General features: G+C 72.7%; 11 protein-coding genes. 5 read left to right on the forward strand and 6 right to left on the reverse strand.

Annotated features, from left to right (window positions below):
* Window positions 1–6 precede the first annotated feature (6 nt).
* From IEZ20_RS19465 to IEZ20_RS19475, 3 genes are read right to left on the reverse strand one after another with little or no spacing between them, the layout of a single operon-like run.
* Window positions 7–1,389 carry a ferredoxin reductase family protein gene (locus IEZ20_RS19465; RefSeq protein ID WP_189300349.1) on the reverse strand — a complete coding sequence of 461 codons (1,383 nt, stop codon included), beginning with the start codon at window positions 1,387–1,389 and terminating at the stop codon, window positions 7–9.
* 59 nt (window positions 1,390–1,448) lie between these two features.
* The gene (locus IEZ20_RS19470; RefSeq protein ID WP_189300351.1) at window positions 1,449–1,901 is read right to left on the reverse strand and encodes an FMN-binding protein; all 453 of its coding nucleotides are present in this window, start codon (window positions 1,899–1,901) and stop codon (window positions 1,449–1,451) included.
* Between the two features lie 60 nt (window positions 1,902–1,961).
* Window positions 1,962–3,323 carry a ferredoxin reductase family protein gene (locus IEZ20_RS19475; RefSeq protein WP_189300354.1) on the reverse strand — a complete coding sequence of 454 codons (1,362 nt, stop codon included), beginning with the start codon at window positions 3,321–3,323 and terminating at the stop codon, window positions 1,962–1,964.
* A 156-nt stretch (window positions 3,324–3,479) separates the two neighbouring features.
* Here IEZ20_RS19475 and IEZ20_RS19480 point away from each other — a divergent pair, with 156 nt between their 5' ends.
* Window positions 3,480–4,220, forward strand: coding sequence for a response regulator transcription factor (locus IEZ20_RS19480; RefSeq protein ID WP_189300576.1), 741 nt, complete (start codon window positions 3,480–3,482; stop codon window positions 4,218–4,220).
* A complete protein-coding gene (locus tag IEZ20_RS19485; RefSeq protein WP_229896141.1) occupies window positions 4,217–5,725 on the forward strand; it encodes a HAMP domain-containing sensor histidine kinase in 1,509 nt (502 codons plus the stop codon). The genes IEZ20_RS19480 and IEZ20_RS19485 overlap by 4 nt, the downstream gene beginning before the upstream one ends.
* A gap of 56 nt (window positions 5,726–5,781) precedes the next feature.
* On the opposite strand, the gene IEZ20_RS19490 is transcribed toward IEZ20_RS19485, so the two are convergent.
* From IEZ20_RS19490 to IEZ20_RS19500, 3 genes are all read right to left on the reverse strand, one after another.
* Window positions 5,782–6,486, reverse strand: a complete 705-nt coding sequence (locus IEZ20_RS19490; RefSeq protein WP_189300356.1) for a L,D-transpeptidase family protein — start codon at window positions 6,484–6,486, stop codon at window positions 5,782–5,784.
* A gap of 3 nt (window positions 6,487–6,489) precedes the next feature.
* Window positions 6,490–7,077: a pyridoxamine 5'-phosphate oxidase family protein gene (locus IEZ20_RS19495; protein ID WP_189300358.1), complete on the reverse strand. Its 588-nt coding sequence runs from the start codon at window positions 7,075–7,077 to the stop codon at window positions 6,490–6,492.
* 117 nt (window positions 7,078–7,194) lie between these two features.
* A complete protein-coding gene (locus IEZ20_RS19500) occupies window positions 7,195–8,076 on the reverse strand; it encodes a hypothetical protein (RefSeq protein ID WP_189300361.1) in 882 nt (293 codons plus the stop codon).
* A gap of 171 nt (window positions 8,077–8,247) precedes the next feature.
* Between IEZ20_RS19500 and IEZ20_RS19505 the strand changes: the two genes are divergently transcribed.
* From IEZ20_RS19505 to IEZ20_RS19515, 3 genes are all read left to right on the forward strand, one after another.
* Window positions 8,248–9,450 carry an argininosuccinate synthase gene (locus IEZ20_RS19505; RefSeq protein WP_189300363.1) on the forward strand — a complete coding sequence of 401 codons (1,203 nt, stop codon included), beginning with the start codon at window positions 8,248–8,250 and terminating at the stop codon, window positions 9,448–9,450.
* Window positions 9,451–9,567: 117 nt separating this feature from the next.
* A complete protein-coding gene (gene argH, locus IEZ20_RS19510; RefSeq protein WP_189300365.1) occupies window positions 9,568–11,001 on the forward strand; it encodes an argininosuccinate lyase in 1,434 nt (477 codons plus the stop codon).
* 160 nt (window positions 11,002–11,161) lie between these two features.
* Entirely contained in the window at window positions 11,162–12,133 is a 972-nt protein-coding gene (locus IEZ20_RS19515; RefSeq protein WP_189300367.1) for an aldo/keto reductase, read from the forward strand.
* Window positions 12,134–12,155 lie beyond the last annotated feature (22 nt).

The following is a 12,155-nucleotide window of genomic DNA, read 5'->3' on the forward strand; positions in this document are numbered from 1 at the left end:
CTCCGCTCACATCTCGAACGACTCGTGGTGGATACGGCGGGCGGGCACCCCCGCCTCCCGCAGTGCCTCGAACACCGACTGGGCGAACCCGGGCGGGCCGCACATGAAGACGTCGTGCGTCTCGATGTCCGGGATCTTCAGCCGGAGGTTCTCCGCCGAGATGTCCGGACGCTCGCCCTCCGGGCTGTTCACCGCGTACATCAGCCGGGCGCCCCGCTCCTCGGCGATCGCCGCCAGCTCGTCCCACAGTGCCAGGTCCTGGGTGGTGTTGGCCCGGTAGAGGAGGGTGATGTCCCCGGCGCCCCCGGGCAGCGTCTCGAACAGGGCCCGCATCGGTGTGATCCCCACCCCGCCCGCGACCAGCAGGACCTTGCCCCGGCTGCGGCGCTGCGCGGTGAGCGCGCCGTACGGGCCCTCCGCCCACACCTTCGTCCCGGGCTCCAGCTCGCGCAGCCGGGCGCTGTGGTCGCCGATCGCCTTCACCGTGATCCGCAGCATGCCGGGGCGCGGGGCCGCCGACAGGGAGTACGGGTGCGAGCTGAACCGCATCCCCGGGGCGAGGAACCGCCAGCGGAAGAACTGGCCCGCCTCCGCGCCCATCCGGTGCAGCCTCCGCCCGCCGATCAGCACCGACACGATGCCCGGCGTCTCCTCGATCACCGCCTCCACGTACATGCGGTGCCGCAGGTTCAGCCGGATCGGGGTGAGGATCCGGTACCAGACCACCAGCGCGGTGACCGCGCCGTACAGGGCGTACCAGAAGGTCTTGGCGGTGGGCTCCACCGCGAAGTCGTTGCCGGTGGTGATCTGGTGCCAGAACGTCAGGAACACCGCCGCGTACGTCAGCAGGTGGACGTGGTACCAGGCGTCGTACGGCAGCCGACGGCGGACCGGGCCGATCGACGTCAGCCCGATGACCACGAACAGGCCCGTGCCGAGGGCCGCCTTGCCCATGTCCGGGAGCTGGTTGATGGAGTCGACGGTCTGCTGGACGATGTCGCCGAGCGACTTGCCGGCCTGGCGCGCGTAACCCCACATGGTGAGGAACACGTGCGCGAGGACCAGGCAGAGAGTGTACCGGCCGCTCATCGCGTGCCAGCGGGCCACCCGGTCGGAGCCGACCCGCCGCTCCAGCGCCGGCACGCGCGCCATCTGGAGCACGACCAGCGCCATCAGATATCCGGCCAGCAGACCGGTGATCCGGCCCGCGCCCAGGATCCGGCCGGTGTCGTCGGCGATGGAGGGCGTGTTCTGCCACCAGAGCCACAGCACGGCCGCCGCGCCCGCCCAGACGGCGAGCAACAGCGGGACGGCCGGGGAGCGGCGCGGACGGATGCGGCGCATCGTCTGTCGGCGGGCGGCACGTCCGCCTGCGAGCGTGGTGGTCACGGTTCCTCCGTGGGGACTTGACCCTTGGCCCACAGATACGCGCCGCGTGCGCCGAGTGTTCAGAGACCGGCCGAGTCCAGCGCGGACTGGAGCGACCGGCGGTAGCCGTCGCTGGTGTACGTCGCTCCCGACACCGAGTCGATCTCCGCGCTCTGCGCCTGGAGCGCCTCGCTCCGCAACCGGGGCAGGGCGTAGCTGTTGATCTCCTGGTCGCGGGGGTTGTCCTGCGGGTAGGCGACGGCCGTGACGTCGGTGAGCCTGCCGTCCCGGAGGGTGACGCGCACCTGGACCGGTCCCCAGCGGGTCTGCACGGTGTCGCCGGTCACGGTCCGGCTGCCCGAGGCGGTACCGGGCGACGAACTGCCCGACGCGGCGGGGGGCCTGGTGTTCGCCGTGACCACCGTGGGCACGGTGTGCGGCTTCAGCGCCAGCAGCAGCACCGTCCCGGAGACGGTCGCGGCGCTCGCCAGCACGATCCGGCGCAGGGGGCGGTGCTTGTTCAGTGCGTGCATGTCCACGTCTCTCTCTGCGTCGCTCTGTGTCTCTCTGCGTCTCTCTCCGCCTCGTCCGTCTCACAGCTCGAACGACTCGTGGTGGATACGGCGGTCCGGGACCCCGGCCGCCCGCAGTGCCCGGTACACGTCCCGGGCGAAGCCGTCCGGCCCGCAGAGGAAGACGTCGAGGTCGTCGGCGGGGCCGGGGAAGGCGGTCCGCAGGGTTTCGGCGGTGAGCGGCGGGCGCTCGCCGCCGGGCCCGTTGAGGGCGTACAGCACCCGGCCGCCGCGCCAGCGGGCGATCGCCTCCAGTTCGCCGCCGAGGGCCAGGTCCTTTGCCGAGCGCGCCCGGTAGAGCAGGGTGACCTCGCCGGGCAGGGTCTCGAACAGGGCCCGCAGCGGGGTGACGCCGACACCGGCCGCGATCAGCAGGGTGTGGCGGCCGGCGGCCCGGTCGGCGGTCAGGGAGCCGTACGGGCCCTCCGCCCACACCCGGGTGCCGGGGCGCAGCAGGGACACCGCCGCGCTGTGGTCGCCGAGCGCCTTGACGGTGATGCGCAGCAGGCCGGGGCGCGGCGGCGCCGACAGGGAGTACGGCGTCGAGGTGCGGCGCATGCCCTCGGTGAGGAACCGCCAGCGCAGGAACTGGCCCGGCTGCACCCCCAGCTCGTCCAGCCGCCGCCCCCGCACGACGACCGAGTACACACCCGGTGCCTCCCTGTGGACCGAGTCCACACGCAGCCGGTGGCGCAGGTTGAGCCGTACCGGGGCGAGCACCCGGAACCACAGCACCAGGGCCGCCACGCCCAGGTACAGCACGTACCAGGCGGCGGTCGCGACCGGCTCGCCGTTGAACTCGTCGCCGAGAGCCAGCTGGTGCCCGAAGGCCAGGAAGACGGCCGCGTACGTCAGCAGGTGGACGTGGTACCAGAACTCGTGGCTCGTCCGGCGGCGCACGGCCCGCGCCGAGGTGACGCCGACCGCGAGGAGGATCACCGTGCCGGCGGTGGCCTTCAGCATCTCCGGGTAGTCGAGGACGACGGTCACCGCCTCGTGCCGGAGCGAGGCCCGGTCCTGGGCGGCGTACCCGGCGAGGACCAGCACGGTGTGCGCGAGCAGCAGGCAGACCGTGTACCGGCCGGCCAGCGCGTGCCAGCGCGCCACCCGGTCCGAGCCGACCCGCGTCTCCAGCACCGGTACCCGCGCCATCAGGCCGACCAGCACCGCGCAGGCGTACCCGCACAGCAGCCCGGCGATCCGCCCGGCCCCGGTCAGCCACCCGGCCGCCCCGACCACGGACCCGGTGTCCGCCCACCAGAGCGCCAGAACGGCCGCCGCCCCCGCCCACAGCAGGGCGAGCACGGGCCCGGCGGGGGAGCGCCGGCCGGGCACGGGCAGCGGCGGGGCCGGGGCCGCCCGCCGCGCATCCACGGTGGTCATCTGATGTCGCCGTCCTTTCGTCCGTCGGCCGGCCCACTGTGCGGGACGAAGCTCTGAGACGGCTCTGAGCGACCGCCGTGCCGAGCGGACTCAGAGGAAATCCATAGGGGGGCGCCGGTCCGCGGGCCCCGCGGACCAGCGATGCTGGAAGACGTCATGAACGCCACCCGTACCGGCCGCCCGGCCCTCACCCGCCCCGACGGCACCCCGCTGCGCGTCCTCGTCGTGGACGACGACCCCGACCTCGCGGAGGTGCTCACCGGCGCCCTGCGCTACGAGGGCTGGGAGGTGCGTGCGGCCGGCGACGGCGCCGCCGCCCTCACCGCCGCGCGCGAGCTGCTGCCCGACGCCGTCGTGCTGGACGTGATGCTCCCGGACACCGACGGCTTCGCGGTGCTGCGCCGCCTGTACACGGTGCAGCCCCATGTGTGCGTGCTCTTCCTCACCGCCCGGGACGCCGTCGAGGACCGGATCGCCGGGATCACCGCGGGCGGCGACGACTACGTCACCAAGCCCTTCAGCCTGGAGGAGGTCGTCGCCCGGCTCCGGGGCCTGCTGCGCCGGGCCGGCATGGCCCGCATGCAGGAGGAGGGGCCCCGGCTGGTCGTGGGCGACCTGGTGATGGACGAGGACGCCCGTGAGGTGACCAGGGCCGGCGAGCTGATCGACCTCTCGCCGACCGAGTTCGAACTCCTCCGCTTCCTCATGCGCAACCCGCGCCGCGTGCTCAGCAAGGCCCAGATCCTCGACCGGGTCTGGTCCTACGACTTCGGGGGCCGGGCCCACGTGGTCGAGCTGTACATCTCCTACCTGCGCAAGAAGGTCGACGCGGGCCGCGATCCCATGATCCACACGGTGCGCGGCGCCGGCTACGTCCTGAAGCCGGTGACCAGGTGACCCGGCTCGCTTCCCGCGCCCCGCGGGCCCGCACCCTGCGGCCCCGTGCTCTGCGTCCCCGCACCCTGCGGGCCCGGCTCACCGTCGGGCTGGTGACGCTGCTGGCGGTGAGCTGCGCGGCCGTCGGCCTGGCGGCGGTCGTGGAACTGAACGGCTTCCTCACCCAGCGCCTGGACGAACAGCTCACCCAGGTCGGCACCCGCTTTCCGGAGAGCCTGGAGCACGCGGGCCGGCCGCTCGGCGCCGACGACCACGACGGCGACGAACACGGCGACACCCGCCGGATGGCCACCGGCACCTTCGGCGCCCGCCTGCTGAAGGGCACGGTCACTCACAAGGGCCTGATCCGCTCCGGCGACCCCGCCGCCGACCTGGACGTGGACCTGACCGCGCGGGACGCCGGCCGGCTGGCCCGGGTACCGGTCGACGGCCGGCCCCACACCGTCGAACTCTCCGCCCTGGACGACTACCGGGTCGTCGCCTCCTCCGGCCGCGACGGGGACGTGCTGATCGTCGGTCTGCCGCTGGAGCCGGTCCAGGCCACGGTCCACCGCCTGGAACTGGTGGCCGGCATCGTCTTCGGCCTGGCCCTGGTCGTGACCGGGGTGGCCGGGGCCTGCTGGGTGCGCTGGTCGCTGCGACCGCTCAGCCGGGTCGCCGCCACCGCCACCCGGGTCAGCGAACTCCCGCTGGCCAGCGGCGCCGTCGCGCTGCCGCCACGGGCCCCGCAGCCCGACCCCCGCAGCGAGGTCGGCCGGATGGCGGCCGCCTTCAACCGCATGCTGGGCCACGTCGAGGACGCCCTGACCAAGCGCCACGCCAGCGAGGAGCGGCTGCGCCGCTTCGCCGCCGACGCCAGCCACGAACTGCGCACCCCGGTCGCCTCGATCCGCGGCCACGCCGAACTGGCCCTCCTGCACCCGGGCCCGGTGCCGCCGAAGGTGACCCGCGCCCTGGAACGCATCACGGCCGAGTCCGCCCGCATGGGCGAGATGGTCGACGACCTGCTCCTCCTGGCCCGCCTCGACGCGGGCCGCCCCCTGGAGCGCCGCCCGGTCGACCTGACCCACCTGGTCCTGGACGCGGTCACGGACGCCCGCGCGGCGGGCCCCGGCCACCGCTGGACCCTGGACCTGCCGGAAGAGCCGGTGACGGTCCCGGGAGACGCGCACCGCCTCCACCAGGTGGTGGCCAACCTGTTGGCCAACGCACGTTGGCACACACCCGTGGGCACGGAGGTCACGGTGACCCTGGAGACCGACGGCGAGCAGGCCCGCCTCTCGGTCGCCGACGACGGCCCCGGCGTTCCCGCCGACGTCCGGCCCACCGTCTTCGAACGCTTCACCCGAGCCGAACACCGCCGCCGCCCGGACGCCTCCGGCGGTGGAGCGGGCCTGGGCCTGTCGATCGTGGCGGCGGTGGCGCAGGCGCACGGGGGGAGCATCGGGCTGGAGAGCCGGCCAGGGGCTACGACCTTCACGGTGACCCTGCCCCTGGCGCCCTGACGGACCCGTCCCGGGGGTGCGGACAGGGGCTGACCGGCTGACCGGCTGTCCGGCTGTCAGTAGCGGGTGACCGCCGTCGCCCCGGTCTCCGTGCCGATGGCGATGTGCGGCTTCTGGGACGGGCGCGCCCAGGCGAGGATCCGCCGCATGTCGTCCGCCGGCACCGACACGCAGCCGGCCGTCGCCGCCCGGCCGTTGACGTGCAGGAAGATCCCGGCACCGCGTCCCCGCACGGGCCGGTCGTAGTTGAATCCGATGACGAGGGCGTACGCGTACTGCTCCCGGAAGTCCACGAGGTGCTCGGACTCGGCGGCGCGGCAGTCGGCGGGCAGGGGGTCGGTCCAGCGGTTGTACGAGCGGGAGTCGTTGTCCTGGCACCACCAGGAACTGTCCTTGACGGCGCGGTACTCGACCGCCGTGCCGGTCGGCGCCGGTTCGGTCCCGAAGCCGAAGGGGAGGTCGTACAGCCCGGTCGGGGTCGTGTTGGTGCCCTGCACGCGGGTGTCGCCGTCCACCAGGCCGCCCGCCCCGAACCGGGCCGGAGCGGATCCTGCCCGGACCCACTCCCCGTCCCGCAGGTCCCACCAGCTGACCGTGCCCGTCGTGGCCTTGGTGTCCGGCGCCTGGGCGACGATCAGCTGGCCGCCGCCGCCCGTGTCCGCCAGGCTCGCGGGCAGCGGCTCCGGGCCCGCGCCGGGTGCGGCGCCGAGCAGGGCGAGGGAGCAGACGGAGACGAGGGCGAGGACCACACCGGGGCGCATGGCTCAGACGGTAGAGGGCGGCAGCGGCAACGGCAGCCCGGGCAGTCCGTCCAGGCTGGTCGCGACGTGCTCCTTCTTGGTGAAGTAGGCGTTCAGTGAGGCGTCGTCCTCGCGGGCGAAGCGCTTGCCGTGCAGATCGCGGTCCGCCTCGTACGCCATGTGGGGGACGGCGTATCCGCAGGTGTCCCGGACCAGCTCCGCGTGGACGAGGATGACCGCGCGCAGCCCGTGCCGGCTCGTGTCGATGTCCGGGAAGCGGGTGAGCAGTTCCGGGAAGCGCGGGTCGTCGCGGAAGACCGGCTCGCCCCGGCCGTGGACGCGCACGATGGTGGGCGGACCCTGGAAGGCGCACCACATCAGGGTGATCCGCCCGTTCTCCCTGAGGTGGGCGATGGTCTCGGCGTTGGACCCGGCGAAGTCCAGGTAGGCCAGGGTGAGTTCGTCCAGCACGGCGAACGAGCCCCTGAGGCCCTTGGGGGAGAGGTTGACCGTGCCGTCGCCCGAGAGCGGGGCGGTCGCGGTGAAGAAGAGGGGCTGTTCCTCGATGAACGTGCGCAGCCTGCCGTCTATGCGGTCATAGGTCTTTCCCATGCCTGAGCATTATCGGGGCAACTGCTTCGCCTGTCTAAGTAATTGCCGGATCCGGCCGACACCGGATCCGGCGGTCGCGCTGCCCGTCACCCGAACCGGCCGCGGCTGCCCGTCACCTCACTTGGTGAGCGTGCAGGCGGCCAGGGAGTCCAGGCCCGTCGGCTTGGCCGAGGTGCGGCCGATGGAGAGGGCGATGCGGTCGATGGTCGAGGCCCGCTTGTCCTTGAGGGGGCCGAGGATGGCGTTGTCGACGAAGTTGGGGCCGCCCTGGCCGACCGTGTCCTTGAGCCGCTTGTCGGCTTCCTGGATCTGGGTCTGGAGGAGGGCGAGGTTGCGGTCGACCTCGGCCTTCGCGGAGGCGGGGACGGCGGGCAGCTGCGAGGCGACGTCCGGGCAGGTGATCGTGCCGGCCCCACTGTTCCCGCCGGCCGCGGAGCCGGCGCCCGCGTTCGCCTTTCCGCCCGCGTTCGCGTTCCCACCGGCGTTGGCGTTCCCGCCCGCCGCAGAACCGGCGCCCGCGTTCGCGTTGCCTCCTCCGTTCGCGTTGCCTCCTCCGTTCAGCGTGCAGGGCGCCAGCGCGTCCAGGCCGGTCGGCTTGGCCGCCGTACGGCCGATCGCCGTGGCGATGCGGTTGACGGTGGACACGCGCTTGTCCTTGAGGGGGCCGAGGATGGCGTTGTCGACGAAGTTCGGGCCGCCCTGGCCGACCGTGTCCTTGAGCCGCTTGTCGGCTTCCTGGATCTGGGTCTGGAGGAGGGCGAGGTTGCGGTCGACCTCGGCCTTCGCGGAGGCGGGGACGGCGGGCAGCCGTGAGGCGACGTCCGGGCAGGTGATCGTGCCGGTGGCGGCCAGGGTGCGGGCGCCGGTCGCGCCGTCGCTCTTGGCCGGGGTGCCGGCGAGGGCGGAGCCGGCGATCACCGCGCCGGACAGCACCACGGCGGCGGCGCCGCCGATGACCGCCACGCGGCGCTGGTTGTACTTCGGAAGAGCCCTGGACATGCGAATGCCTCACTCGGATCGGGGGTGTCGTCGTCGGACGAACGCGGCGCCTGCGTCCGGTCAGAGGTACGGGAAAGCGGTTGCGGACGTTCAACCGAAAGGGAGATTGACGAATCATGCAGAGTTCTGCATACTCATGCATGTCAGCGAATGCACTGTGAGGAGAAACCCGTGACCGAGCGCGTCGTACTCGCCTACTCAGGCGGTCTGGACACCTCCGTCGCCATCGGCTGGATCGCCGAGGAGACGGGCGCCGAGGTCATCGCCGTTGCGGTCGACGTCGGCCAGGGCGGCGAGGACCTGGACGTCATCCGCAAGCGCGCCCTCGCGTGCGGCGCCGTCGAGGCCGAGGTCGCGGACGCCAAGGACGAGTTCGCCGACGAGTACTGCCTCCCGGCGATCAAGGCCAACGCCCTCTACATGGACCGGTACCCGCTGGTCTCCGCGCTCTCCCGGCCGACGATCGTCAAGCACCTCGTCGCCGCCGCCAAGAAGCACGGCGCCACCACGGTCGCCCACGGCTGCACCGGCAAGGGCAACGACCAGGTCCGCTTCGAGGCCGGCATCGTCGCCCTCGCCCCCGACCTGAAGTGCATCGCCCCGGTCCGCGACTACGCGATGACCCGGGACAAGGCGATCGCCTTCTGCGAGGAGAAGCAGCTCCCGATCGCCACCACCAAGAAGTCCCCGTACTCCATCGACCAGAACGTCTTCGGGCGCGCCGTCGAGACGGGCTTCCTGGAGGACATCTGGAACGCCCCGATCGAGGACATCTACGAGTACACCTCCAACCCGGCCGTCGCGCGCGAGGCCGACGAGGTGGTCATCACCTTCAAGGAGGGCGTCCCGGTCGCCATCGACGGCAAGCCCGTCACCGTCCTGCAGGCCATCCAGCAGCTCAACGAGCGTGCCGGCGCCCAGGGCATCGGCCGGATCGACATGGTCGAGGACCGCCTGGTCGGCATCAAGTCCCGCGAGGTCTACGAGGCCCCCGGCGCGATCGCCCTGATCACCGCCCACCAGGAGCTGGAGAACGTCACCGTCGAGCGCGAGCTGGCCCGCTACAAGCGGCAGGTCGAGCAGCGCTGGGGCGAGCTGGTCTACGACGGCCAGTGGTTCTCCCCGCTCAAGCGCGCCCTGGACGGCTTCATCAACGAGGCCAACCAGCACGTCTCCGGCGACATCCGGATGACCCTGCACGGCGGCCGCGCGGTCGTCACCGGCCGGCGCTCGCAGGAGTCGCTGTACGACTTCAACCTCGCCACCTACGACACCGGCGACACCTTCGACCAGTCGGCGGCCAAGGGCTTCATCGACATCTACAGCCTGTCGTCGAAGATCGCCGCGCGGCGTGATCTGGCAGGCGGAGCCTGACGCAGACCTGGCGCAACCCGCCCGGGTCACCTCACGCGCATCAGCCTGACAGCCGCCTCCCCGCCTGGAAACGTGGGGAGGCGGTGGCACATCCGAACCCTCTCTAGGAGCAACGCAGTGAGCAGCAACACCGGTGACGTACGGCTCTGGGGCGGCCGTTTCGCCGACGGTCCGGCCGAGGCCCTGGCGAAGCTGTCCGCGTCCGTCCACTTCGACTGGCGGCTCGCCCCCTACGACATCGCCGGCTCGCGTGCCCACGCGCGCGTGCTGCACAAGGCGGGGCTGCTCACCGAGGACGAGCTGCAGCGCATGACCGCCGGACTCGACCGGCTCGAAGCCGACGTCGCCGCCGGCACCTTCGTGGGCACGATCGCCGACGAGGACGTGCACACCGCCCTGGAGCGCGGCCTGCTGGAGCGGCTCGGCCCCGACCTGGGCGGCAAGCTCCGCGCCGGCCGGTCCCGCAACGACCAGGTCGCCACCCTGTTCCGGATGTACCTGCGCGACCACGCCCGGATCATCGGCGGCCTGATCGCCGACCTCCAGGACGCCCTGATCGGCCTGGCCGAGGCCCACCCGGACGTGGCGATGCCCGGCCGCACCCACCTCCAGCACGCCCAGCCGGTGCTCTTCGCCCACCACGTCCTGGCCCACGTCCAGTCCCTGTCCCGGGACGCGGAGCGCCTGCGCCAGTGGGACGACCGTACGGCGGTCTCCCCCTACGGCTCCGGCGCCCTCGCGGGCTCCTCCCTGGGCCTGGACCCGGAGGCGGTGGCCGAGGACCTCGGCTTTGAACACGGCAGCGTCGGCAACTCCATCGACGGCACGGCCTCCCGGGACTTCGTCGCCGAGTTCGCCTTCATCACCGCGATGATCGGCGTGAACCTGTCCCGGATCGCCGAGGAGATCATCATCTGGAACACGAAGGAGTTCTCCTTCGTCACCCTCCACGACGCCTTCTCCACCGGCTCCTCGATCATGCCGCAGAAGAAGAACCCGGACATCGCCGAACTGGCCCGGGGCAAGAGCGGCCGCCTGATCGGCAACCTGACCGGGCTCCTGGCCACCCTCAAGGCCCTGCCCCTCGCCTACAACCGCGACCTCCAGGAGGACAAGGAGCCGGTCTTCGACTCCTGCGACCAGCTGGAGGTCCTGCTCCCCGCCTTCACCGGCATGATCGCCACCCTCACCGTCCACCGCGAGCGCATGGAGGAGCTGGCCCCGGCCGGCTTCTCGCTCGCCACCGACATCGCCGAGTGGCTGGTCAAGCAGGGCGTGCCGTTCCGCGTGGCGCACGAGGTCGCGGGGGAGTGCGTCAAGGTCGCCGAGGCCGAGGGCAAGGAGCTGGACGAGCTCACGGACGAGCAGTTCGCGAAGATCTCCGCCCACCTCACCCCGGAGGTCCGCACCGTCCTCAGCGTGCCCGGCGCCCTCGCCTCCCGCAACGGCCGGGGCGGCACGGCCCCGAGCGCGGTCGCGGTCCAGCTGGCGGAGGTGAAGGCGGACGTGGCGGCCCAGCACGCGTGGGCGGACGCGAAGAGGAAGGGCTGAGCCGGGGCGCCCCGTCAGGGGCGCGGGGAACCGCGCGACGAGCCACGAGGAACCCGCAGCCGCCACCACGCCGCACGAACCGGGTTCTCGGGCGGACCCGAAGGTCATCACGGGTTACGTTGGTCGAAGCCCTCACGGAGTCGACCCGACGGAGCCCGCGATGCCCTTCGCCCGACTGGCAACAGCAACCACGCCCACCTGCCACATCGGCCTGGGCCTCGCCGCCGTCGGCCGCCCCGGCTACATCACCCTGGACCGGGACAGGGACCTCGGAGAGAGCCGCAGCGCGGACGCGCTCCGCACCCGCACCCACGAACTCCTCGACGCCGCCTACGCCCAGGGCGTGCGCTACTTCGACGCCGCCCGCTCCTACGGCCGCTCCGAGGAGTTCCTCGCCGACTGGCTGAAGGCCCGCCCCGACGTCGACGACGTGGTGATCGGCAGCAAGTGGGGTTACACCTACACCGCCGGCTGGTCGACGGACGCCGAGACGCACGAGGTCAAGGACCACAGCCTCGCCGCCTACGAACGGCAGCGTGCCGAGACCGACGCCCTGCTCGGGGACCGGCTCGACCTCTACCAGATCCACTCGGTGACCCCGGACAGCCCGGCCCTCACCGACAAGGAGCTCCACGCGAGGCTCGCGGAAGCCGCCGCCCAGGGCCTCACCGTCGGCTTCTCCACCAGCGGTCCCGCCCAGGCCGACGCGATCCGCGCCGCCCTCGCCGTCACGGTCGACGGCGAGCCCCTCTTCCGTACCGTCCAGTCGACGTACAACATCCTGGAGCACTCGGCCGGCCCCGCCCTCGCCGAGGCGCACGACGCCGGGCTCACCGTGATCGTCAAGGAGGGCATGGCCAACGGCCGGCTGGCCGGACCGCACGCCCCGGAGGCGCTGAGGACGGTGGCCGCCGCGACGGGACTCGGCTGTGACGCGGTCGCCCTCGCCTGGATCCTGCGGCAGCCCTGGGCCGGTGTCGCCCTCTCCGGCGCCGCGACGCTCACCCAGCTCGCCTCCAACCTCCACGCCCCCGCCGTCGACCTCGAACCGGACCAGCTGACCCGCCTCGCCACGCTGGCCGAGGACCCGCGCGCCTACTGGGAGCGGCGCGGACAGCTGCCCTGGCACTGACCCGGGACACGCCGTAGCACGA

The organism is Streptomyces cinerochromogenes, assembly GCF_014648635.1.
GTDB lineage: Bacteria > Actinomycetota > Actinomycetes > Streptomycetales > Streptomycetaceae > Streptomyces > Streptomyces cinerochromogenes.

Coding starts and splice junctions, on each gene's coding strand:
- IEZ20_RS19470 (WP_189300351.1), bottom strand. CDS start 1,901: ATGCACGCACTGAACAAGCACCGCCCCCTGCGCCGGATCGTGCTGGCG.
- IEZ20_RS19475 (WP_189300354.1), bottom strand. CDS start 3,323: ATGACCACCGTGGATGCGCGGCGGGCGGCCCCGGCCCCGCCGCTGCCC.
- IEZ20_RS19480 (WP_189300576.1), top strand. CDS start 3,480: ATGAACGCCACCCGTACCGGCCGCCCGGCCCTCACCCGCCCCGACGGC.
- IEZ20_RS19490 (WP_189300356.1), bottom strand. CDS start 6,486: ATGCGCCCCGGTGTGGTCCTCGCCCTCGTCTCCGTCTGCTCCCTCGCC.
- IEZ20_RS19495 (WP_189300358.1), bottom strand. CDS start 7,077: ATGGGAAAGACCTATGACCGCATAGACGGCAGGCTGCGCACGTTCATC.
- IEZ20_RS19500 (WP_189300361.1), bottom strand. CDS start 8,076: ATGTCCAGGGCTCTTCCGAAGTACAACCAGCGCCGCGTGGCGGTCATC.
- IEZ20_RS19515 (WP_189300367.1), top strand. CDS start 11,162: ATGCCCTTCGCCCGACTGGCAACAGCAACCACGCCCACCTGCCACATC.